Source organism: Citrobacter sp. MGH104 (genome assembly GCF_001034485.1).
Taxonomy (GTDB): domain Bacteria; phylum Pseudomonadota; class Gammaproteobacteria; order Enterobacterales; family Enterobacteriaceae; genus Citrobacter; species Citrobacter freundii.
In genome coordinates, this window is sequence record NZ_KQ089818.1 from 2383129 (window position 1) to 2403879 (window position 20751).

A 20751-nucleotide genomic window follows, 5' to 3' on the forward strand; every position below is an offset into this window, starting at 1 on the left:
GTAACGACGCGATAGTATTCTGGCGTAAAGCGCTTATTAGCTTTGCGCCAGCATTTCACACCGCGCCTTCACTGCGTCGTGCAGCAGACGGACTGCTCTTGAAAGCTGCTTCCGATGGGGACAAATCATATTCAGCGGGACTTTCTCCCCCTGATAATCCGGCATCAGCAGTTGTAATCGACCGTCACGCACATCTTCGCTGACATCCAGCCACGACTTGTACGCCACACCTTCCCCGGCAATTGCCAGCCGTCGGATCACTTCCGCATCGTCGCTCATAATGGTGCCGTTAACCTGCACACTACTGACCTCGCCGTTGCGCGTAAACGTCCAGCGATCGTGCAGACGGCCGCGTAATACGAAGGTCATGGCGTTGAGCTGTGTTAAATCATCCGGGGTTTGCGGCGCGCCGTTTTGTGCAACCCATTCCGGTGATGCCACCAGCACACGTCGGTTACTCGGTGCAACGGGCAGCGCAATGTAAGACGCGTCTTCGGTATTGCCATAGCGAAACGCAACATCGACGGGGTCTTTAAAGACATCCGTCACCTGATCGGAGAAAAAAATCCGCAGGCGCAGCGCGGGATAGCGACGTCGAAACGACTGAAAGACCGGCAGAAGCAGGTTACGGCCAAGATCGGAAGGCACGGCGATTTGCAGCGTGCCAGAAACTTCATCTTCTGGGGTCTGAATTTTTTGCAGCCCGGCATGCATCACGTCCAGCATCTGGCGGGCATAGGGTAGCCAGACCTCGCCCTCCGGCGTCAGGCGTAGGCTGCGCGTGGAGCGGGCGAACAAGCGGATAGCCAACGTAGACTCCAGTCGCTTGATAGCTGAACTGACCTGAGCAGGCTGAACGCCGACTTCGCGCGCAGCATCGCTAAAACTATTCAGCGCCGCGGCGCGGACAAACAACGTGAGATCTTCAAGCCGGAACATTTTCACTCCCCGAGTATAAGTCCTGTCGCCGTAGGGCTATTTTTCCCGTTCTGCTACCGGTTTACCATCGAATTATTCAACTGATTCCTGTGACCGGAGAGACCATGAAAGCCATCGCTATTACCCGCGCCGCGACCGACGGCAATAACATTGAATTTTTACAAGAGATTGACCTGCCCATGCCAGTCGCTACCGGGCACGATCTGCTGGTTGAAGTGAAAGCCATTTCCGTCAATCCCGTTGATACCAAGGTTCGCGAAGGTTTTAACGCCGATGTGCCGCGCGTTCTGGGCTGGGACGCCGTTGGTGTGGTGAAGTCCGTGGGTGAAGCCGTCACCCTGTTCACACCTGGCGATGAAGTCTGGTACGCCGGAGCGCTGGGCCGCGCTGGCAGTAACAGTGAATTTCAGCTGGTTGATGAACGTATTACCGCGCTGAAGCCAAAAACACTGGATAATGCTTCTGCTGCGGCGCTGCCGCTGACCGCCATCACCGCCTGGGAAATGCTGTTCGACCGTCTGGGCGTTGAGGAGAATAGCAATGAAGATGATGTGTTATTGATCGTTGGCGCGGCTGGCGGCGTCGGTTCTATTCTGACGCAACTGGCCAGTAAGCTGACCAAAATGACCGTCATCGGTACGGCATCACGTCCGCAGAGCCAGAAATGGGTTCGTGAAGCGGGCGCTCATCATGTGATTGACCACAGCAAGCCGTTGACGGAAGAGCTGGCACGGATAGGCATTAAAGAGGTGACGCACGTTGCCAGCCTGAACAATACCGAGCAGCACTATTCGCAAATTATTGCCGCCCTGGCACCGCAGGGCAAACTGGCGTTGATTGACGATCCGCACACTCTCGATGCGCGTCCGCTGAAGGCCAAAAGCATTTCGCTGCACTGGGAGTTTATGTTTACCCGTTCGATGTTTACCACCCACGACATCATTGCGCAGCATCAGTTACTGACCCGCGTGGCACAGCTGATCGACAGCAACACCCTCCGCACCACGCTGGGCGAACATTTTGGCGCGATCACCGCGGCAAATCTGCAAAAAGCCCACGCGCAAATTGAAACCGGTCGTTCGGTCGGCAAGATTGTGCTGGAGGGGTTTTAACATGTCCGATTCAGAAGTGATTTCAATTATTGCGGTACTGAAAGCCAAACCAGGGAAAATCGATGCACTGAAACAGGCACTGCAGGCTCTGTTACTGCCTACTCGCCGGGAGCCGGGCAATATTGAATATGCCCTGTTCCAGTTACGCGACACGCCGGATGTGTTTTACGTGCGCGAATCCTGGCACGGTCAGGCCGGTCTGGACGAGCATATCGCTCTGCCACATTTCCAGGCGTTCATTCTACAAATGAACGATCTGCTAGCCGAACCGCTACGGCTGGATTATCTGACGCCGATTGCGCCATAAAATAACTGCCGAAGCCCCCTGCCTCGTGGGGGCTACACCAGTCATGTCTCACTCGCTTCGCTATCTCTGCTATGATGCCTGCACACAAATAAAACAAAACAACATGCCGAGGGAAAGATGAGTTCCACCAGAAGAGGGATGATGAACGTCCTGATTGCCGCCGTATTGTGGGGAAGTTCAGGCGTTTGCGCGCAGTACATCATGGAGCAAAGTCAGATGTCGTCGCAGTTTCTGACCATGACACGTCTGATTTTCGCCGGGCTGATTCTGCTGATGCTCTCTTTCGTTCACGGCGACAAAGTGTTCTCCATTATCAAAAACCGCAAAGACGCCATCAGCCTGCTGATTTTTTCCGTAGTTGGAGCGCTCACCGTACAGCTCACCTTTCTGCTGACCATTGAAAAATCCAACGCCGCTACCGCGACGGTGCTGCAATTTTTGTCACCGACCATTATCGTGGCGTGGTTTTCCGTGGTGCGCAAAGCTCGACCGGGGATTTTAGTGCTGACCGCAATCTTCACCTCGCTTATCGGCACCTTCTTACTGGTCACCCACGGTAACCCAACGTCGCTGTCTATATCACCTGCCGCGCTGTTCTGGGGAATTGCCTCGGCGTTTGCCGCCGCGTTCTACACCACCTACCCCTCAACGCTTATCGCGCGCTACGGCACGCTGCCGGTTGTCGGCTGGAGTATGTTAATCGGCGGCATGATCCTGCTGCCGTTTTATGCCGGACAGGGCACTAATTTCGTGGTGAATGGCAGTTTGATTCTGGCGTTTTTCTATCTGGTGGTCATCGGCACGTCGCTGACGTTTAGCCTGTACCTGAAAGGCGCGCAGATGATTGGCGGACCGAAAGCGAGCATTTTAAGCTGCGCAGAACCGTTGAGCAGCGCGTTGCTGTCACTACTGTTGTTAGGTATTACCTTTACCCTGCCAGACTGGCTGGGCACGCTTTTAATCCTCTCATCGGTAGTGCTGATCTCAATGGACTCACGTCGCCGCGCCAGAACGGTTTAACCCCAACCGGCGCGGCAACGGGTCATGATTACCAACCCGGAACCGCGCCGCCGTTAAAGATAGTTTCTGCCGCCTTTGCCACTTCCGGTGACTGATAAGATTGCAGGAATTCTTTCACATTCTCGGCATCTTTGTTGTCTTCTCGCGCCACCAGGATGTTCACGTACGGTGAGTTTTTGTCTTCGATAAATACGCTGTCATGTACCGGGGAAAGCCCGGTTTGCTGGATGTAGGTGGTACTGATAATCGCTACATCCACTTTCTGATCGTCCAATACGCGCGGCAACTGCGCGCCTTCCAGTTCCATAATTTTCAGATGCCGCGGGTTATCAGTGATATCCAACGCTGTTGGCAGCAGGCCGGTATCCGCTTTCAGCGTAATTAACTTCTCTTTTTGCAGCAGCAACAGCGCCCGCCCGAGGTTGGTTGGATCGTTAGGTATCGCAATCGTTGCACCGTCTTTTAGTTCAGCGACGGTTTTGATTTTCTTCGAATACCCTGCCATCGGGAACACAAAGGTATTGCCCACCGCAACCAGCTTATAGTCGTGTGCTTTATTATCTTGTTCGAGGAACGGACGATGCTGGAAGACGTTGGCATCCAGCTCACCATGATTAGTGGCATCGTTGGGCAGCAGAGAACCGCTAAAACCCACCAGTTCAACATCGAGGCCGTACTTCTCTTTGGCCACTTTCTTCGCGACCTCCGCCACATCCTGCTCGGCACCGTTAATCACACCCACTTTGATATGCTTTGCATCACTGCTCTGTTGATCGCATCCTGCCAGCAATAATCCCGCCAGTAATACCGCCGCCCCGGCCCCGAAAAAAGGTATCTTCAGCTTCACGTTCTATCCTTTTGCAATAACCGCCTGATGAGTAATGAAATGACTATAGCGGCAAGGTCGCTGCGGTTTAAAAAACGAAAAAGCATCAGCAAGAAGAAAAAGGCATAACAGGGAAAGAGAAGGATTAGTCTGAATGTGCCGCCAGTTCGTCCAACGAAAGTCCGGTAATAATCAGCACCAGTTCACGATCAATACCCTTCTCCAGCATGGCATGGGCTATCCGCAACGCTTCGTCTTGTTTACCTTCGAGTTTACCCTCTAATAAACCCCTTCTTCGCCCCGACTCGCGTAAGCATTCTGCAATAGTCATTAATCTCTCCTTGTGTTGGGGAACGCGTAAAGCCACCTCGCGAATAAACGCCTCGAAACGCGGTGCGCTGCCAGACTGCATCAGATAATTAAATAGCGTTTCTACCTGGCTGTCATTAGCGTATCCCTTAACCAGCAGAGCAACCAGGTTATCCACCAGCACCATCAGGTCACGTTCACGTATATGCTTCTGGACAAGTTCAAGTAGCGCCATCCGCCGATGCTGCATAATCTCATCATCAGACACCACCGTGATGTCTACCAGCGGGAAGGCAGAACCATAAAGCTGCCGCGCAGTTTGTGGATCATCAAATTCATCCAGCCAACACAGCGAGTATGGATACGGGCTGTCAACGCCATGATAAAAAAGTATCGGCACCACCAGCGGCAGCGTTTTGTGTCCTGCATCAAGATGCTTCTGCATCGTAGCAATGGCATAACGCATCATCCTGAATGCCATATGAGCATCTGGCGAGCTTTGGTGTTCAATCAACGCGTAGATATAGCCTTTACCGGTTCTAGTTTTTAGCGACCACAGAACATCGGAATAACTGGCACGCAGATCCTCCTCAATAAAACTCCCGGGTTCCAGTTTCAGTGTATCCAGATCGCAAAGCTCATGTAATGACGCAGGAAGATAGGTATCAAGAAAATCCCGCGCCGTATCTGGATGACCTAAGAATTTTTTAAACACCGCATCATGCGGTGTAGATGTTGTTGGTTTTTGCATGGCGGTCCGTCACCGGAAGAACAAGATGACGGGACATTACTCGCCAATGCTACAGACGACATCAGGGAAATTACCCCTTTGCGAGGCGTTTTCGAGGATAAATAGATGCTGCTGCAATATATTCATTTTCAGGGAAGGGTGTTCGCAAAAATGCCCGGTAGCACCTAACGCTTACCGGGCATTTTTTGTGTGCCATCCGGCGATAGCAACATTACACCAGGGCTTTGACTATCTCCATCAACCTGATGATATCTGCAGGCCGGGTATTACCGGTCTGTGGGTCGATAATCGAGCTGTAAACATGCGGCATGACGCGCGGTACTCCTGCTTCCAGACAGGATTGCAGGATAATGCCGAAGTTATCGAGATCGATACCGCCGGTCGGCTCAATCAACGTCATGCCGTTGCGCGCCGCTGTCGTCGCCAGTGCGTACAACTCAGGCAGGGACTGCTCACCGCCCATTGGGAAGAACTTCGCCGCATGCGCGCCAGAGTCCAGCATCATACGTACCGCTGCATCACAGGAAACGCGGGCTGGCGTGCCCTGGCTGCTGCTGACGCCAGTGGAGATCAACACTTCCCCCGGCGTGCCCGTGGGACTGACTAACGCGTTGATATGGGTCTGTTCACCGCCCGTTGCCGCCAGCGCGCCTGCCGCAAAACCACAACCGGTAAAGGTCTGGTTGACGTGTGCCGGATGGACCTGTGAGGCAATCATCGCCGCTTTGTAATACTGCGCCGGGTCGCCCGCCCCCAGCCCCACGGAAATCGACGGCACGTCGACCATCCAGCGTTTTACTTCCTTAACCCCTTCCTCAACCGAGGAGAACTGCGCCGAAAGAATGCCGATCACCGCGTGACCTTCGGCAGCGTCATAGATTTCCCGGGCGTTGGCGATATCCTTCGCCAGCACGTTAATAGCCACTTTATTGCGATAAAAATTAATGTGCTGCATGGTCTGCAATCTCCTTTAGTCGGGCCACGATCAGTGCCATTTCCCCTTCTGCAACCGTACGCGGGTCAAGACTAAAGACGCCCTGATGAAGGTTGTAACGGCGAGCGTAAATCGCGATATCACCCTCTCGCAGCTGCGCTTCTACGGCGTAAGCATCCATCCCCAGCTCTTGTGCATTCACCCGAATACGAATCCGCCAGATGGCGCGCCCGGCTTCGTCCTGCTCAATATCCGCATCCAGTCCGCGAATCGCTGAAATCGCCTGCGCCACGGGGCGAAGCTCTTCGGCGGTGACCACGGTTTGCCCCTGATGATAGTTTTCCAGGGCATACACCAGCCCGACCATATTCTCTTTGCCGATCTTCATCGCCCGGGCAATTCCGTGGTGCTGCGCTTTACACGCGGCAATCCACTTTTTCTTTCCGGTGATAAACCCGGAGGTCGGCGCGTTAAAGGCTTTTGCCCCGCTGTAGACCACCATATCCGCCCCGCTCGCCACCCAGGCGTGTAAGTCTTCCTCGGCGGCGGCATCGACAATCAGCGGCAGGTTATGAACCTGCGCAACCCGTACGAAGTCTGCAATGCTCAACATGCCTTTCTGCACGCAGTGGTGCGATTTCACGTACAGCAGCGCGGCGGTGTTATCGGTAATCGCGCTCTCCAGCTGCCAGCGGGCCGCCAGATTACTTGAGCCAACCTCCACCACCCGTCCGCCGCCTAAGCGGATCGCGCTGGTGATGGGCGCACCGTAGTCAACGTTATGCCCGCGCAGCATGACCACTTCATTGGCCATACCCGCGCTGTCCGGCATCAGCGTGACACTAGCCTGGTCACCGCGGGTAATGGCGGCGGCAACGGCAATCGCAATACCCGCCGAGGCGCACGAAGTAACATAGCTGTCCTCCGCGCCGGTGTAGCGGGAAACCAATTGACCGGTACGGTCCACCAGCCGGTCAATTTCAACAAAGGCCGAAGCTGCCCGCGCGGTGGCTTGCATCACTTCCGGCGCAACGCTGGAAACGCCCAGAATCGTCATCTTGCCGCAGGCGTTAATCACCTGTTTTAGCCCCAATTGTTGGTAGATATTCTGTGTCATGGCTTACAGCACTCCCAGTAGCGAGCAGACCACGCTGAGCGCAACAATCGACAGCAAAATCGTGGTGTAACGCGGCCCTTTCTTCACCAGATAGAAATAAATGGCGAACACCGCCGCCAGCGGCAACAGACCGGGAGCAATAGAGTCGAGGATTTGCTGAACCACCACTTCAGAGCCTTTCAGGGCGCTGAGTTTTAACGGCGTGGTGATCTTGACGTAGCTCGCAGAAAGCGCACCCATCATGATCAGGCCCAGCACGTTCGCGCCGTAGATCAGTTCCTTTATTCGCCCTCCCTGCAGCAGACCAATTATCGAGTCACGTCCCAGCGTATAGCCTTTGTGCACCATACCGTAGCTGATTGCCAACGTAATGGCCGGGTAGAGGATTAACGGTACAATTCCGCCCATCGCGCTGCCATTGGCGGCGAATGGGATAAAAATAGCAATTAACAGCGGCATCACGGCGGCCCAGATGATCGAGTCCCCCATCCCGGCCAGCGGTCCCATTAGCCCGGTTTTAATCCCGGTAATTGAAGCATCGCTGATCGGCTCGCCGCGGGTTTTCTGTTCCTCCATTGCAATGGAGATCCCCTGAATCACCGCCCCGAACGTCTGCTCTGAGTTGAAGAAGTTCAGATGGCGTTTCAGCGCTTCTACCTGTTCCTCTTTTTGCGGGTAGAGCTTTTTGATGATCGGCGTCATCGAGGCGCAGAAAATCAGGCTCTGCAAACGCTCATAGGAGCTGGAAACTTCCGCACCCAGCCAGTAGATAAACCAGGCTTTGGTGATGTCTGCTTTGGTCAGCGTGCCGCTTTCACGCGCACGCTCCACCAGTTCATGTTGCATTACGTCGCTGCTCATCATGCTGCTCCTTCATTTTTCGCCAGACCTTTAATCAGGAAAGCCACGCAGGTACCAAAGATAGCCATCGCCATGATGTCTACCTTCAGGTACAGCACCGCAAAGAAACCGCCGATAAACCACGGCAGCAGGCTCTTTTTACCGATCACCATAATGGTGATGGCGAAGCCCAACGCTGGCAGAATGCCGCCCATAATTTCAAAGGAGTGCGTCAGCCAGTGCGGCATCAGCTTAAGGAAGCTTTCCACCACGTCCTGACCAAAATAGTTGGCGGCGAAAACCACCGGGAAACGCAGTACAAGGCCAAGCAACGCCGGGTAGAGGAATGCACAGCGCATAATGCCCGCCATGTTGGCCGTTTCCGCATGTTTGTCGGCCATATGCACCCATGCCGCGTTTAACGTGCGGCGCAGCTGGTCGAGGAACACGCCGATGACGCCAAACGGGATCGCCAGCGCGATAGCCAGGTTCGGGTCCATTCCGGCCTTCACAGCGATAGGAATTGAAATACAGGCGGCCAGCGCCGGATCCGACGGGACGTTACCGCCTGGCGTAGAGGTCACGCCGAGATAAACCAGCTGCATACCGGCACCGATGATCATCGCCGTTTCCATGTTGCCTAACAGCAGGCCAACGAATACGGCAATCACGACCGGTTGCAGCAGCATAGCGGAGAAGGTGTAGCCAAGGCGTAAACGGGCAAACCAGTAATACAACCCCATCAGGCTTGCAAAGACTAAAGTATCCATAGTTAAGTACCCTGTTATCAAAGAATTAGAATTTTTTCAGGATATCGTCCAGCGACTGAGGCTTATCTTCCGGGATAGTCTGGAAGAACACCTGAATCCCACGATTTTTCAGGTCGCTCAGAATGCCGACGTCTTTTTCATCCAGCGTAATGTTCTGGAATACCGCTTTGCGGTTTGGCCCACCGCCCAGCCCACCGACCTGAATGGTAGTGACGTCAAACCCCAACTGGACCGCTTCCTGAACCGCCGCCAGAGAAGGGAACAGCACCAGCACTTTGCCGTCACCAAGCTGGTTTTCTTTCCAGGCGGCCGCAAAACTTTGGTTACCGAAACAATCCACTTTGATGTTTGGCGGCGCGGCCATCAGGTAGATGTTTTTCATAAACGGATCGGCATCCAGCTCATCGCTAACCACCGCAATCCGGTTTGCCTGAGATTGCCCAACCCATTTGGTCACCACTTGTCCATGAATCAGACGGCTATCGATACGACATAAGACGATGTTTGCCATGATGTTTTTTCCTTATTGTGATTGTTGTAATTGACGCACGTGGGCGACAACGTCCAGGCAACTGCTACGCCCGGCGTCGACCAGTTCAGCCACGCAGGTGGTCAACCGGCCATGCTCGCGTTTGTCGAGCGCCTCCAGCAGCAAAGAGGCGTTGAGCCCGGAAATAACAGCCACCGGGTAATCGGCGCTCAGCCGCGCCGCCACGTTGGAGGTGGTGCCGCCAATAAAATCAGTCAGGATCAATGAGCCTTCCGGCATGGTTTTCACTACGGCTTCAACGCGTTGATAAAACTCGCCGAGCGTATCAACGGGCATCAGCGCAATTTCCGTCACGCCTTTGATTTCACCCATCACCATGCGCAGGCTGTTGCAAAGCTGTTGCCCCCAGCCGCCATGGGTCAGCAGCAGGATCTGGGGCAAGGATTCAGTGGTAGTCAAAATGGCCTCCTGGCTCGATTACATAGACATAGATAAACAGAGCAAAGGCTGTGCCAGAATTTGTGTCACGCGGGGAAGAGAGGAGCGCTGGCGAGGCAGAAAGCCGCGCCAGTAAAGGGATTAGCTATACAGCAGTTCGTAGATATAAAAATATTCCGCGTCCGATAAGCGAATGGCATAGGCTTCTTCGATCGGCAGGAAAGCGGATTTAATGACACTAAACGCGCGATTATCCAGATCCGGCTTGTTCTCCAGCGCCATCTGTAACGGTTTGCGGTTAATCACGATACGCTCGACCATACAGCAGCAGTGGATCAGGAAGCGCAGTGTCACCTGACGGCTCGGTTTGAGCGAAAGCGCGGTGGTCAGATGATTCAGCACGCCTTCCATCTCTTTGAGAATACGCTGCGGGTTGAGCACCGAAATATGGTTAATGATGCTCTCCATAGTCAACGCGCTGATAAAGCGCATCGCGCTGCGCTCCATCTCCAGACGGCGTTCGCTGCTGGAGAGATCTGGCGTCAGCAGGCTGAGTACCAGCTCGGGGCCTTGCTCAGAGAACAGCTCCTCGAGCGAGATAAACGGAATATCCGGCAGTCCTGGCTGGAAAGTGCCCACTATTCCCGCCAGGCGTTCACTGGCGTTAATCGCCTGCTGAACACGCTCCAGGCTGCGAACTTCGTTGTAATCGAGGATAACCATCCGCGTATCCTGCGACATCAACTCACCGAAGCTCTCCTCCAGCACCTTTTTGATTTTCTCTGCCGTTCCCATCCCGGTGATGCAGGAGATAACCAGCACTTTACCGCTGTTTTCCTGCTGCGGAGTACAAAGCTGACAGGGAATATTTTTGCTCTGCATCAACGCCGCCAGCTGCGGCAAGTCGCTGGTTTCGTAGCTTAAATCCAGCCCAATCTCCAGCAGGCTGGTGAGCGTGATATTGGGCATTAACAGTACGTCTATCTGGAATAACTTACTGATCGTGCTGCCAAAATGGACCAGTGAACCAATATCCACCATCAGGATCAATCGGCGATATTGCCGGGTCTGGATCATCTGCGTCAGGGCTTCCAGCGTGTCATGCACCGACTGCTCGAAAGGCATATCGATAGCGCTGAACACCTCGCGCTCCAGCACGCGATTCACGTACTGCGCCTGACTTGTGGCGGTCGTCGCACCGTGGGCAATCAAAATCACCCCGCAGTCAGGACTGGCGTCAATCCGTTGGCGGTAATGGCGACACTCTTTGAGGAACAGGCACAGCCAGACCACCTCCGTCGCCGGACACTGAATATGCAGCAGTTCATTGATTTTTCGGCATAACAGCGTAGCGTTTTCGTATTCATCTTTGCAGCGATCGAGGATCAGGCTGGAAGAATAAAGTTGCGGAATAAGGCCGCGTTGCACATAGCCAATCAGCGCCAGGAAGTGTTTGCGCAGCGGGTTAACCAGATTTTCCGGCAGCGTAAAACCGAGCACCTGTTCAACGCAGCCGATCAGCAGCGTGACTCGCTCTTCAATCTGATCGCCATAGCGCGGAGGATGCGCCACGCTGTCGCGGCTGTAGAGACCATATTCAAATATCGAACTGAGCTTGTTTTTGAGGATTGCCAGCGTTTCGGCTGGCGGCACGTTGCTGTTACGCAGGTTGATATATTCGCGGGTCAGGAAGCTGTAGAAAAGATCGCTCTCTTCAATTTCGGCTCCGGTGGCCAGCGAATTTTTCAGCGCGGGCAGCGTGCGGGCATCGATGCTCAGGTGTTCTTTGCCTTCGAACAGCGCTCCAACCAACAGACGTTGTTCCGGCGTGGCGTTAAAGGGGATCTCGGTCAGACGTTTATCCAGTTGTAGCGTGTCGCTGTGCTCGGTCATCCCCGAGGCCCAGGCTTGGGCGCAGAGAAACTGAATGTCGCTCTTAAGCTGACCAATGTTGCCTTCCAGCGGCTTGTTCAGCAGCCAGAGCAGCAGGGTACGGTCGATGCTTATCGTACGCTCGATTTTGCGGCTCTCACGCTGTAAGAAGCCAACGATCAGTTCAACCTGCTCTTCCACCGAACGCTGGCGGATGCCGGGCAAATCGATACATACCTGAATACGTCGCTGGAAAGTGCGCAGCAACGCCGAGCTTACCGGTTCGGTGGTCGCACATATCAGGCGAACCGAGATTGACCGCGCCACGGCGCTGGAACCCAGCGGCCGGTATTCGCCTTTGTCGAGAATAGAAAATAGCTTTTCCTGGCCTTCATACGGCAGACGATGCACTTCGTCGAGCAGCAAATAGCCGCCGTCGGCTTGCTCGACCAGACCGGGTTTATTTTCATTTGCGCCGGTAAATGCCCCCTGTCGATGACCAAACAGGTGCGAAGAAAGCAGCTCCGGGTTATGGGCGTATTCCGCGCAGTTAAAGTAAACCAGCGGCGGCGACGCTCCCACTGCGCGTTCGCAGGCAAAACGGTGCATCAGTTCGGCAAAAAAGGTTTTGCCGACGCCGGAGGGACCGGTCAGCAGAACGTGCAGCCCGTGGGGATACAGCACCGCCGCGCGGCCTTTTTCCACCGCGTCGCGCAGGCTGCGATCGTAACCAATCAGGCCAGAAAAGGGATCCTCTGTCGCCTGGTTTTCCTGAACAGGTAACAGGTCGGCAACGGTTTGCACTTCGCGCTCGGACTCATCGAGTTTGCGTCCCAGCAGCGTTTCAATCGCCTGACGATGCAGAAAGAATACCGGGCGTCCGCGGCTTTTAATCGCCAGGCCGTCGTTCCAGAGCTGATTGAGATCTTTACTGACCGAGTTGCGCGCCAGTCCGAGGTTAAAGCCGATAGCTTCCGCTGTGAACGCCGTTTCCTGCGCCAGATGGGCAAGATTCAGTCCTCGCGTCAGCCGTTCCAGCTCCCCCAGTATTATCTCAATCCGTCTCATCTCTTTACCGCTTAAGAAATAAATGATTGTTCAGAACATACACTATTCTGCTGCGCAAGAAAGTGAGGCGGCGTCCAGAGCTTCCGGTCATCAAAACGTTTTCGACAAATAATGCCGCGCGGAGCCGGTTTCCGGAAAGTTATCGAGGGTCATTTGCAGCTGATAGCCGTTTTTCTGATAAAACGGCAGCGCCTGGAAACTCATGGTATCCACCAATGCATGCAGGCATCCTCTCTCACGCGCTGTCTGCTCGGCAGCCTGCATCAATTTTGTGCCGTAACCGCCTTTGCGCAGCGAATCATGCATCCACAGGAAATCAATACACAGCCATTCGCCTTTGATTTTGCCAATCAGCCCGCCCAGAATTTCATTGCTTTCATCGCGCCAGTACACCGCCAGGTCGCCAAAGTTGGTGGTTCGCAGGAACTGGCGGTTGTAGGCGCGCAATCCGGCAAGCAGGGCATTTTGATCGTCTTCGGTAATGGTATCTGTAATCTGTATTTGCATCCTATCCTCCTGAAAAACTACAACTTCTGGCTGATTATTTGTTTAGAAATTAACACAGGCTGATGAGTGAGACGCATGCCGTCTACACTTACTCTTGAGATGATGCGCATCGACAACAAGGATTATTATCATGAAACGAGCCGCTTTACCGCTTATTGCCATTCTTTTCACGCTGCCGGGTTTAGCGCAGGCCGATTCGGCTTACGGCTCTCTACAGTCCGTTCATGAAAAAAATACTGTATTGAAGGACTTACGCAAGATTTGCACCCCACAGGGGTCGCCATCCGATGACGTGTGGGAAAAAACGATTATGTCTGATACACGTAATCAGCAGCATATCCGCGAGGCTATTCTGGCAATACAAAGAAATAACCAGAACAACTACTGGGAAGCACTTGGCAAAGTTGAATGCCCGGATTTATAAGCATCTTGTTGTAAAATGAGCACTGTAACCGGTTTCTGTGTCGCAAAAACACGTATTGTTGCCAGAACGTATAAATAGCAATGGAGCAATAACAATGCGATACCGTTTTCCAGAAAACTTCTGGTGGGGCAGTGCCTGCTCGGCACTGCAAACCGAAGGGGATAGCCTGAACGGCGGCAAAAGCCAGACCACGTGGGACGTGTGGTTCGACCGCCAGCCAGGTCGTTTCCACCAGGGGGTTGGTCCGGCAAACACCTCAACCTTTTATCAGCACTGGAAACAGGACATCGCACTGCTCAAGCAGCTGAAGCACAACAGCTTCCGTACGTCTCTGAGCTGGTCACGCCTGATCCCGGACGGTACCGGCGATGTTAATCCGGAAGCCGTCGAATTCTATAACAACGTCATCGACGAGCTGCTGGCGCAAGGCATTACGCCATTTTTCACCCTGTTCCACTTTGACATGCCAATGGTGATGCAGGAGAAAGGCGGCTGGGAAAACCGTGAGGTGGTTGAGGCGTTTGGCCGCTACGCGCAGACGTGTTTTACATTGTTCGGCAACCGGGTGAAGCACTGGTTCACCTTTAACGAGCCTATTGTCCCGGTGGAAGGCGGCTATCTGTATGACTTCCATTACCCAAACGTGGTGGATTTCAAACGCGCGGCCACCGTGGCATATCACACTGTACTGGCGCATTCCACGGCGGTGCGGGCGTATCGCGCCGGAAACTACGGCGGTGAGATCGGTGTGATCCTAAATCTGACACCCTCTTATCCACGCTCTCAGCACCCGGCGGATGTGAAAGCCGCGCACCATGCGGATCTGCTGTTTAACCGCAGCTTCCTTGACCCGGTACTAAAAGGGGAATATCCGGCAGATCTGGTCGAATTGCTGAAAGAGTACGATCAGCTACCAACCTGTCAGCCAGGCGACAGTCAGCTCATCGCCGAGGGGAAAATCGACCTGCTCGGTATCAATTATTATCAGCCGCGTCGCGTGAAATGTCGTGATACTGCGGTCAATCCAAACGCGCCGTTTATGCCGGAGTGGCTGTTTGATTATTACGAAATGCCGGGGCGTAAAATGAACCCTTACCGTGGCTGGGAAATTTATGAGCCTGGTATTTACGATATTATTACTAATCTTCGTGATAATTACGGCAACCCACGCTGCTTTATTTCTGAAAACGGTATGGGTGTGGAAAATGAGCAGCGTTTCGTTGAGCATGACCAGATCAACGACAGCTACCGCATTGAATTTGTTTCTGAGCATCTTAAATGGCTACATAAAGGCATCAGCGAAGGTTGTAATTGTCTTGGCTACCATATGTGGACTTTTATTGATAACTGGTCCTGGCTCAACGGATATAAAAACCGCTACGGTTTTGTCCAGTTAGATTTAGACACGCAAAAACGTACGGTGAAAAAGAGCGGCGAATGGTTTGCCCATACTGCCGAAAACAATGGTTTTAATTAAAAATAACCAGGATGCCGGATAGCGATCCGGCATACCGAGCTTTAGTTTATTACATACCCTTTATGCGAACTTTTGCTGCCACCAGAAGCGCCGTCAGCAGCATCAGACTGCCGGAAAGCATCAGGGGTGACAGCAATCCGAGAGTATCGAGCGCATAGCCTCCCACCGCAGCCCCACAGGTATTGGCAAGCTGGATCACGGCGACCTGCACCGATCCGGCTTTTTCTGCCTGATCGGCAAGCGAGCGCGTGATCCACGTCGACCAGCCGACCGGTACCAGCGCAAACAACAGTCCCCAGATAATCGCAATACCCGCCGCCACCACTTTGTCACTGCCCCACAGAATCAGGACCAGTGCACTGAGCGCCAGCACCAGTGGCGCACCGGCTAACGCCAGTTTGACCGAACGCTTCAAAATCATCGACGAAAGCGACGTACCAACAAAGCTGGCAATACCGAAGCTCAGCAGCACCAGCGTCAGGCCATCAACGTCAAAGCCCGCCAGATTCATATAGATCGGGCGAATATAGGTAAAGAAGGCGAACTGCCCGGCAAAGGACATGAAGATGGCAATCATCCCGGCCATCACCCCCGGTCTCTGCAGCAGGCTGAACATGTTTTGTTTCTGATGCGAAGGCTCGCCAGGCAGCGAAGGCAACGCTCTCACCACCCAAATTGTGCACAGCACGCCCATCACCGCCGCCGCATTAAACACATTACGCCAGCCGATAATGCCGCCTAAAAAGCTCCCCAACGGCGCGGCAATCACCAGCGCGATGGAGACTGCGCCAAAAATAACCGACAGCGCCTTCGGCACCGTACGTGCAGGAACCAGACGCATGGTCAGCGACGCCGACATCGCCCAGAAGCCACCAAGCGCCAGACCGAGACAGGCGCGGCCAACGAGCAGCAGCGAAAAAGAGTTGGCAAAGGAAACCAGCAGGCAGGAGAGCGTTAGCAGCACCGAAAACAGGATCACCACATAGCGACGATCGGTCGCCTGAATAATTTGCGTCACAAACAGGCTGGCGAACATGGCGACAAATGCCGTCACGGTCACCGATTGCCCCGCCACACCTTCAGAAATCCCCAGATCCTGCGCCATCGGCGTTAACAGGCTAACGGGCAGAAACTCAACGGTTATCAGGCAGGCAACACAGAACGCCACGGCAAATACCGCCGACCAGTTAGGTCGGGAATTTGCCTCAGCGCGGGATTTTTGTTCAACAGCTTCACTCATTTTGTTACCTGCGTGGGGTTATTGTAGAAAAGTTACGCAGTGTAACATTAAATTTGTGACGTATTTAACGTTTCAGCAACTAGTTTCATTTAACAAAGAATATCGGTTACTCGGATTTTTAAAGATAGAACGCGACTCTTTTACCTGTAGGTAGCTTAACATCAATGCTAAGTTCACCACCCAGTGCCGTGACATAACGCTTGAGCGTCGACAGACGAGGATCGTTATCTGCCTGCTCCATTTTTGCGATTGTTGGCTGCTTAACACCCATTGCCGAGGCAAGTTCAGCCTGAGAGAGATTCAGTTCTTCCCTTAACATATTTAACGCAACCGCCTGACGTAGTATTTCTACTTTTTCGGTAATACGCTCCTGGCTTTCCGGGCTTTGTTTCGCCATCAATTCTTTAAGGGTAGCCATAATTTTCCTTACTTATTAGGTGATTTCGGTACTCAGCATCCGCAAGCCTGATCATCTCTTTATAGAATTTCTTTTCGTTTAACCCTGTTTTATCTCCAGCGCATAGCGCGCGATGCCATGGCGAGAAGGATCAAACGCGAAGAACGCCCGAATCGGACTACCCTGATGCTGTACTCGCAACTCTTTCATATTTGAAAAAGCAGAAGCATTTACCGTATCAGCAAACGGCCTACCTAACTGAGGACCATACTCGGATAAAATCATCATTGCTGCGAGCATATCTTCCTTGAGCGCTTCGGTCTGTACGTCAAACCATTTATCGAAAGCATCCGTTGTTTCCACTTCCCACATCAACGATCCCTCATAGCTAATAAGCTATAGAGAAATTATAGCTTATTAGCTATTGAATCAATCGTTATTTGCATAATTTATTCGCCATCAGACCTGATTCTCAATGCAACCAATGCACACCATCTTCGGGCTGGAAAAAGGCGTTATAGCGCATTTGAAACGCATTAAGCTCCTGCATATCCGGCTCCATTTCGCGCAAAAAACCGAGCGCCAGACGCACCTGCGCGTCAGTAATCGGCGCTGCCAGCCGAGCTTTTTGCAGCCAACGGTGCCACTGCAGCAGATTCGGCTCACTGCCGTCGACAATCACGATTTGCCAGATCAACAGCACCTGGGCCGCATTTTGCAGATGTGATTCATCAGGGCGGTGGAGGTACTGTAAAAAAGCCTCACCCTGTACTTTTCCCATCTGATCGATCATCGATTCTACTGGCACGACATCAATGTTCAGTCGCTCGCTCAGACGGCGAATTGCCCGCCGTGAACCGGACGTCAGCACCCGAAACCCCACCACAAAAACAACCACCAGGGTGGCCAACATTATCCAAATCATGCGCACATCCATTACCAGACAGGATGCCCATCATAGCGGCAAATTTATCGCTGTCGATGGATGAACGCCACGGCATAAAAAAGCCCGCCATTAAGGCGGGCAAAAGTTACCAATGCACACTTAACTTAAGCGACTTTCAATTGTTGAATCTTTTTCTCGCGGCGAATTTTACGTTCTTCAAACACGGCCACGATGGCCATCAGACAGATACAACCGATGGCGGCGGTGTCCAGCGCGGCGAAGGTTCCTGCCCAGCCGGTGAGGCCGAAAATCGGCGTGCCGTCGGCAATCATCCCCAGACCAAGCTTGGCGAAGCTGTCACCAATCAGATAAGCAAAGGTGCCTTTAATCCCATCGGCTGCGCCGATCGCTTTTTTCGGTACAAATCCGACTGCCGCAACGCCGATTAACAGCTGCGGACCAAACACCAGGAAGCCCAGCGCAAACAGCGAAGCCAGATAAACGTACTGGTTGCTGGCGTGCTGATAAACGCCCAGGGTGGCGATAATCAACGCCAGCGCCACGCAGGCCACCAGCGCACGGCGGCCATTCGCCAGGTCAGAGAGCCAGCCCCACAGCAGCGTGCCGACCAGCGCGCCCACTTCAAACAGGGTAAAGCCCTGAATCGCCACTTCTTTGGAGAGCTTTAGCTCCTGGAAAGCGTAGACGGTGGACCACTGGTCAATACCGATACGCACTACGTACAGGAAGATGTTCGAGAAACATAACAACCAGATCACTTTGTTTTTCAGCACGTACTCAACAAAGATCTGCCATTTCGTCATCTCGTTTTCTTCGGTCTCTTTGTCTTCTTCGCTGATCTCCTCGCCAAACAACTCTTCAGCTTTACCAAGACCATAAGATTCCGGGGAGTCACTGCCGTAGCGCAGGCCGATAAAACCAACAATCAGCGCGATAATCGACGGGAAGATAAACATCCCGATGACGTGACCGTCGAACAGATAGTTAGCGCCAAACAGCGCCACGCCTGCCGCACCCGCACCGCCGAGGTTGTGGGAGATGTTCCACATACCGAGGTAAGAACCCCGCTTGCGACGCGGCGTCCATTTGGTGATGGTGGAATAGCTACACGAGCCGCCGGTACTCTGGAAGAAACCACTCAGCGCATAGAAGGCAATCATCAGGAACAGGCTGGTTGAACCCGCGCCCATGCTGGCGCTGAAGCCGAGCATACAGATGGCAGAGAGGATCAGCATAAACGGCAGGAACTGCTTGGTGTTTTTGCCGTCCGCGTAGTAGGAAACCAGCGTTTTTCCCACGCCGTAGGTGATGGAGAAGCCCAGGCCAATCATCCCCAGTTGCGTCATGCTCAGCCCGTAGGTGGAGATCATGTCGTTCTGCGCGATGTTGAAGTTTTTGCGGATCAGGTACATGGTCAGGTAGCCGATAAATACCACCAGATAGGACTGCATGAACGGTTTGAACCACATTTTGCGCCGCACATCGAGCGGCAGATCCAGGGTCGGCTTGCGCACCTGGTTGAGAAAGGCCAGCATTTGACACTCCCGAGCTAATTTTTATACCTGCGAATAGCAGGCATTGTAAAAATCAGCCGGGAGACGTGCCTGAGACAGCGTCCAGGTGAAACCGGGAAAATTTCTTAGTTTTGCCCCACTCAGGGCAAAAAGGTGAGGTGCATCACGCTTCGTTGAGATCGCGCGGAGCCTGGGCGTTTAAAAACGGCAGCAGCAGCAGCGCGGAAATCCCCGCCGCAATGGCGATCACCACAAAAAACCCGGTCCAGTGCCAGACCTCCATCACCTTCGCCAGCGGCCAGCCGGAGAGCGATGCCCCCAGATAGGCAAACAGACCAACAAAACCGGTTGCTGCACCTGCTGCCTCTTTGTGCGAACACTCCGCTGCCGCCATGCCGATCAGCATCTGCGGGCCGAAGACGAAGAATCCGGTGGTGAAGAAGCACGCTGCCTGCATCACGTAGCTGGCGAACGGCATCAGCCACAGCGAACCAACGGAGAGCAAAATTCCGGCGGCAAAAATCAGGTTCATTGGACCGCGGTTGCCGTTAAACAGCTTGTCCGAGCCCCACCCCGCCACCAGCGCACCGACAAATCCACCCAGTTCGAACATGGTCACGGCGGTATTGGCAGTCACCAGATCCACGCCGAGCGTCTCAGACATGTACAGATTGCCCCAGTCATTAATCGCTGCACGGACCACGTACACCAGCACATAACACAATGACAGCAGCCAGATATAAGGATTCAGCAGCACATAGCGGGTGAGGATCTCTTTGCGGCTCAGCCCTGCACCTTCCTGCTGCTGAGCAATTTCCAGCTCATCATGTCGCCAGTCGCCAATCGGCGGCAGACCAATCGCCTGCGGTCTGTCGCGCAGCCGCCAGCAGAGGAAAACCCCCACCACAATCGCCAGCAGCCCAGCGATCATCATCCCGGCGCGCCAGCCGTAGTGCAGCGCTGTCGCCGCCATCACGATAGGGATCAGCGCCCCGCCGACGTTGTGCGCGGTATTCCACAGCGCCCACCAGCCGCCGCGCTCGGTACGCGAATACCACGCGGTCAATAAACGCGCGCAGACCGGCGACCCCCAGCCCTGGAAAAAGGCGTTCAGCGCCCACAGCACCGCAAAGGCCCACAGTGAGGTAGAGAATCCAAACAGAATGTTCACCACGCCGGTGGCGATCAGCCCGATGCCCATAAAATAGCGTGCGTTGGAGCGGTCGCTGACGATACCGGAAACAAACTTCGACAGGCCGTAGGTGATGTAAAACAGCGTCGCCAATAGCCCAATATCGCTGCGGGTCAGCACACCGCTGGTGAGGATATCCGGTACGGCGGCATTGAAGCTTTTGCGTGTGAAATAGAACAGCGCGTAGCCGAGCCAGATAGTGGTCAGAATATGCCGCCGCCAATAGCGATAGCGGGCATCCACTTCCTGCTTGTCGGTGATGAGCGGCGCATTGGCCGGGGCTTTTAAAAACGCAAACAT

The 20751-nt window shown here is 53.8% G+C and carries 21 protein-coding genes and 1 pseudogene; 5 read left to right on the forward strand and 17 right to left on the reverse strand.

Annotated features, from left to right (window positions below):
- Window positions 1-36 precede the first annotated feature (36 nt).
- Window positions 37-939 (reverse strand): LysR family transcriptional regulator, encoded by a 903-nt coding sequence (locus SK34_RS11215; protein WP_003844479.1) that lies wholly within the window; start codon window positions 937-939, stop codon window positions 37-39.
- Between the two features lie 104 nt (window positions 940-1043).
- Between SK34_RS11215 and SK34_RS11220 the strand changes: the two genes are divergently transcribed.
- From SK34_RS11220 to SK34_RS11230, 3 genes are all read left to right on the forward strand, one after another.
- Window positions 1044-2051 carry a zinc-binding alcohol dehydrogenase family protein gene (locus SK34_RS11220; RefSeq protein WP_032937145.1) on the forward strand — a complete coding sequence of 336 codons (1008 nt, stop codon included), beginning with the start codon at window positions 1044-1046 and terminating at the stop codon, window positions 2049-2051.
- Window position 2052: 1 nt separating this feature from the next.
- The gene (locus SK34_RS11225; protein ID WP_003023975.1) at window positions 2053-2358 is read left to right on the forward strand and encodes a putative quinol monooxygenase; all 306 of its coding nucleotides are present in this window, start codon (window positions 2053-2055) and stop codon (window positions 2356-2358) included.
- Between the two features lie 117 nt (window positions 2359-2475).
- Window positions 2476-3378 (forward strand): carboxylate/amino acid/amine transporter, encoded by a 903-nt coding sequence (locus tag SK34_RS11230; protein WP_003840681.1) that lies wholly within the window; start codon window positions 2476-2478, stop codon window positions 3376-3378.
- Window positions 3379-3406: 28 nt separating this feature from the next.
- Here SK34_RS11230 and nlpA read toward each other — a convergent pair whose 3' ends face one another.
- From nlpA to SK34_RS11280, 10 genes are all read right to left on the reverse strand, one after another.
- Window positions 3407-4225, reverse strand: coding sequence for a lipoprotein NlpA (gene nlpA / locus SK34_RS11235; protein ID WP_003840678.1), 819 nt, complete (start codon window positions 4223-4225; stop codon window positions 3407-3409).
- A gap of 124 nt (window positions 4226-4349) precedes the next feature.
- On the reverse strand, window positions 4350-5264 hold the full coding sequence (locus tag SK34_RS11240) for an Rpn family recombination-promoting nuclease/putative transposase (protein ID WP_003844476.1): 915 nt from the start codon (window positions 5262-5264) through the stop codon (window positions 4350-4352).
- A gap of 211 nt (window positions 5265-5475) precedes the next feature.
- Entirely contained in the window at window positions 5476-6219 is a 744-nt protein-coding gene (gene dagF, locus SK34_RS11245; RefSeq protein WP_003844475.1) for a 2-dehydro-3-deoxy-phosphogluconate aldolase, read from the reverse strand.
- Window positions 6206-7315 carry a D-glucosaminate-6-phosphate ammonia lyase gene (gene dgaE / locus SK34_RS11250; protein WP_016151208.1) on the reverse strand — a complete coding sequence of 370 codons (1110 nt, stop codon included), beginning with the start codon at window positions 7313-7315 and terminating at the stop codon, window positions 6206-6208. Before dgaE ends, dagF begins: the two co-directional genes overlap by 14 nt.
- A 3-nt stretch (window positions 7316-7318) precedes the next feature.
- Entirely contained in the window at window positions 7319-8179 is an 861-nt protein-coding gene (locus SK34_RS11255; protein ID WP_005121522.1) for a PTS system mannose/fructose/sorbose family transporter subunit IID, read from the reverse strand.
- Entirely contained in the window at window positions 8176-8925 is a 750-nt protein-coding gene (locus tag SK34_RS11260; protein WP_003023960.1) for a PTS mannose/fructose/sorbose/N-acetylgalactosamine transporter subunit IIC, read from the reverse strand. The genes SK34_RS11255 and SK34_RS11260 overlap by 4 nt, the downstream gene beginning before the upstream one ends.
- A gap of 25 nt (window positions 8926-8950) precedes the next feature.
- Window positions 8951-9436 carry a PTS sugar transporter subunit IIB gene (locus SK34_RS11265; RefSeq protein ID WP_003023959.1) on the reverse strand — a complete coding sequence of 162 codons (486 nt, stop codon included), beginning with the start codon at window positions 9434-9436 and terminating at the stop codon, window positions 8951-8953.
- Window positions 9437-9448: 12 nt separating this feature from the next.
- Complete coding sequence (locus tag SK34_RS11270; protein WP_003840671.1) at window positions 9449-9874, reverse strand: PTS sugar transporter subunit IIA; 426 nt, start codon at window positions 9872-9874, stop codon at window positions 9449-9451.
- 120 nt (window positions 9875-9994) lie between these two features.
- Complete coding sequence (gene dagR / locus SK34_RS11275) at window positions 9995-12793, reverse strand: transcriptional regulator DagR (RefSeq protein WP_048233062.1); 2799 nt, start codon at window positions 12791-12793, stop codon at window positions 9995-9997.
- 90 nt (window positions 12794-12883) lie between these two features.
- Window positions 12884-13300, reverse strand: coding sequence for a GNAT family N-acetyltransferase (locus SK34_RS11280; protein ID WP_003023951.1), 417 nt, complete (start codon window positions 13298-13300; stop codon window positions 12884-12886).
- A gap of 130 nt (window positions 13301-13430) precedes the next feature.
- Between SK34_RS11280 and SK34_RS11285 the strand changes: the two genes are divergently transcribed.
- Both SK34_RS11285 and SK34_RS11290 read left to right on the forward strand, forming a co-directional pair.
- A complete protein-coding gene (locus tag SK34_RS11285) occupies window positions 13431-13724 on the forward strand; it encodes a YicS family protein (RefSeq protein WP_003840665.1) in 294 nt (97 codons plus the stop codon).
- 94 nt (window positions 13725-13818) lie between these two features.
- Window positions 13819-15201, forward strand: coding sequence for a glycoside hydrolase family 1 protein (locus SK34_RS11290; RefSeq protein WP_048233063.1), 1383 nt, complete (start codon window positions 13819-13821; stop codon window positions 15199-15201).
- Window positions 15202-15250: 49 nt separating this feature from the next.
- On the opposite strand, the gene nepI is transcribed toward SK34_RS11290, so the two are convergent.
- The 6 genes and pseudogenes from nepI to SK34_RS11320 form a co-directional block, all read right to left on the reverse strand.
- On the reverse strand, window positions 15251-16441 hold the full coding sequence (nepI, locus tag SK34_RS11295; RefSeq protein WP_032937137.1) for a purine ribonucleoside efflux pump NepI: 1191 nt from the start codon (window positions 16439-16441) through the stop codon (window positions 15251-15253).
- Between the two features lie 118 nt (window positions 16442-16559).
- Window positions 16560-16859: a helix-turn-helix domain-containing protein gene (locus SK34_RS11300; RefSeq protein ID WP_003840660.1), complete on the reverse strand. Its 300-nt coding sequence runs from the start codon at window positions 16857-16859 to the stop codon at window positions 16560-16562.
- A pseudogene (locus tag SK34_RS11305) lies at window positions 16846-17210 on the reverse strand (type II toxin-antitoxin system RelE/ParE family toxin). The gene SK34_RS11300 and the pseudogene SK34_RS11305 overlap by 14 nt, the downstream one beginning before the upstream one ends.
- A gap of 100 nt (window positions 17211-17310) precedes the next feature.
- Window positions 17311-17763: a DUF1198 family protein gene (locus SK34_RS11310; protein ID WP_003023933.1), complete on the reverse strand. Its 453-nt coding sequence runs from the start codon at window positions 17761-17763 to the stop codon at window positions 17311-17313.
- Window positions 17764-17888: 125 nt separating this feature from the next.
- Window positions 17889-19280 carry a hexose-6-phosphate:phosphate antiporter gene (gene uhpT, locus SK34_RS11315; protein ID WP_003023929.1) on the reverse strand — a complete coding sequence of 464 codons (1392 nt, stop codon included), beginning with the start codon at window positions 19278-19280 and terminating at the stop codon, window positions 17889-17891.
- Between the two features lie 142 nt (window positions 19281-19422).
- The gene (locus SK34_RS11320) at window positions 19423-20751 is read right to left on the reverse strand and encodes an MFS transporter (protein ID WP_003023927.1); all 1329 of its coding nucleotides are present in this window, start codon (window positions 20749-20751) and stop codon (window positions 19423-19425) included.

Bases quoted from the DNA above. Each gene is read 5' to 3' on its own strand.
- SK34_RS11215 (WP_003844479.1), bottom strand. From the start codon at position 939: ATGTTCCGGCTTGAAGATCTCACGTTGTTTGTCCGCGCCGCGGCGCTG.
- SK34_RS11220 (WP_032937145.1), top strand. From the start codon at position 1,044: ATGAAAGCCATCGCTATTACCCGCGCCGCGACCGACGGCAATAACATT.
- SK34_RS11225 (WP_003023975.1), top strand. From the start codon at position 2,053: ATGTCCGATTCAGAAGTGATTTCAATTATTGCGGTACTGAAAGCCAAA.
- SK34_RS11230 (WP_003840681.1), top strand. From the start codon at position 2,476: ATGAGTTCCACCAGAAGAGGGATGATGAACGTCCTGATTGCCGCCGTA.
- SK34_RS11240 (WP_003844476.1), bottom strand. From the start codon at position 5,264: ATGCAAAAACCAACAACATCTACACCGCATGATGCGGTGTTTAAAAAA.
- dagF (WP_003844475.1), bottom strand. From the start codon at position 6,219: ATGCAGCACATTAATTTTTATCGCAATAAAGTGGCTATTAACGTGCTG.
- dgaE (WP_016151208.1), bottom strand. From the start codon at position 7,315: ATGACACAGAATATCTACCAACAATTGGGGCTAAAACAGGTGATTAAC.
- SK34_RS11255 (WP_005121522.1), bottom strand. From the start codon at position 8,179: ATGATGAGCAGCGACGTAATGCAACATGAACTGGTGGAGCGTGCGCGT.
- SK34_RS11260 (WP_003023960.1), bottom strand. From the start codon at position 8,925: ATGGATACTTTAGTCTTTGCAAGCCTGATGGGGTTGTATTACTGGTTT.
- SK34_RS11265 (WP_003023959.1), bottom strand. From the start codon at position 9,436: ATGGCAAACATCGTCTTATGTCGTATCGATAGCCGTCTGATTCATGGA.
- dagR (WP_048233062.1), bottom strand. From the start codon at position 12,793: ATGAGACGGATTGAGATAATACTGGGGGAGCTGGAACGGCTGACGCGA.
- SK34_RS11280 (WP_003023951.1), bottom strand. From the start codon at position 13,300: ATGCAAATACAGATTACAGATACCATTACCGAAGACGATCAAAATGCC.
- SK34_RS11285 (WP_003840665.1), top strand. From the start codon at position 13,431: ATGAAACGAGCCGCTTTACCGCTTATTGCCATTCTTTTCACGCTGCCG.
- SK34_RS11290 (WP_048233063.1), top strand. From the start codon at position 13,819: ATGCGATACCGTTTTCCAGAAAACTTCTGGTGGGGCAGTGCCTGCTCG.
- nepI (WP_032937137.1), bottom strand. From the start codon at position 16,441: ATGAGTGAAGCTGTTGAACAAAAATCCCGCGCTGAGGCAAATTCCCGA.
- SK34_RS11300 (WP_003840660.1), bottom strand. From the start codon at position 16,859: ATGGCTACCCTTAAAGAATTGATGGCGAAACAAAGCCCGGAAAGCCAG.
- SK34_RS11310 (WP_003023933.1), bottom strand. From the start codon at position 17,763: ATGATTTGGATAATGTTGGCCACCCTGGTGGTTGTTTTTGTGGTGGGG.
- uhpT (WP_003023929.1), bottom strand. From the start codon at position 19,280: ATGCTGGCCTTTCTCAACCAGGTGCGCAAGCCGACCCTGGATCTGCCG.
- SK34_RS11320 (WP_003023927.1), bottom strand. From the start codon at position 20,751: ATGTTTGCGTTTTTAAAAGCCCCGGCCAATGCGCCGCTCATCACCGAC.